Annotated in this window: 2 protein-coding genes; one reads left to right on the top strand and one right to left on the bottom strand. The window is 65.8% G+C overall.

Annotated elements, in window-relative coordinates:
- The coding region (locus GEV06_28940; protein MPZ21868.1) for a redoxin domain-containing protein at nt 1–453 on the top strand (453 nt) is incomplete at its 5' end.
- Between the two features lie 92 nt (nt 454–545).
- Here the strand turns inward: GEV06_28940 and GEV06_28935 are convergent.
- On the bottom strand, nt 546–646 hold a 101-nt coding region (locus tag GEV06_28935), incomplete at its 5' end, for a nuclear transport factor 2 family protein (protein ID MPZ21867.1).

Raw genomic sequence — 646 nt, 5'->3', positions numbered from 1 at the left:
GGTCAGGGGACGGGGCTGACGATCCAGTTCTCCGACAAGCCCGTGCCGCTGCCGGCGGTGAAGGTGACCGATCTCGATGGTCGCGCGCTGTCGTCGGCCGACTGGCAAGGGAAAGTGATCCTGATCAACTTCTGGGCGACGTGGTGCGGGCCCTGCCGTGCCGAGATCCCGGAGTTCGTCAAGATGCAGGAGCGCTATCGCGACCATCTCGTCATCGTCGGGCTCTCCGTGGACGAAGGCTCACCGGACGCCGTGAAGGCGTTCGCTCGCGAGCTCGGGGTCAACTACCCTGTGCTCGATGGGAACGGGCGCGATGACGTGGAAGACGCTTACGGACCGATGTGGGGCCTGCCCACGTCAGTGATCATCGGACGCGACGGCCGCGTCGTGAAGCGCCAGACAGGCGCGGCGTCGAAGGCGCAGTTCAACGCGATCATTCAGCCCCTGCTGTAGGCGTGCGTTGCGACATCGCCGGCGGGCATTGGTAGCGCAGCCCTTTACGGCGGCCCCGCGTACTCGTAGCGCAGGCCTTTAGGCCTGCCGATTCAAGGCAGGCGCGTGACGTGCGCTGACACGGCAAGCCACTCGCCATCCCGTTTGGCCCACACGTCCGTATAGCGGCCGGATCCAGGCTTTCCGTCCGATA

This window comes from Luteitalea sp. (genome assembly GCA_009377605.1).
Classification (GTDB): Bacteria; Acidobacteriota; Vicinamibacteria; order Vicinamibacterales; family Vicinamibacteraceae; genus WHTT01.
The sequence above is the reverse complement of the archived record's forward strand: the minus strand, read 5'-3'. Positions and strand labels throughout refer to the sequence as shown.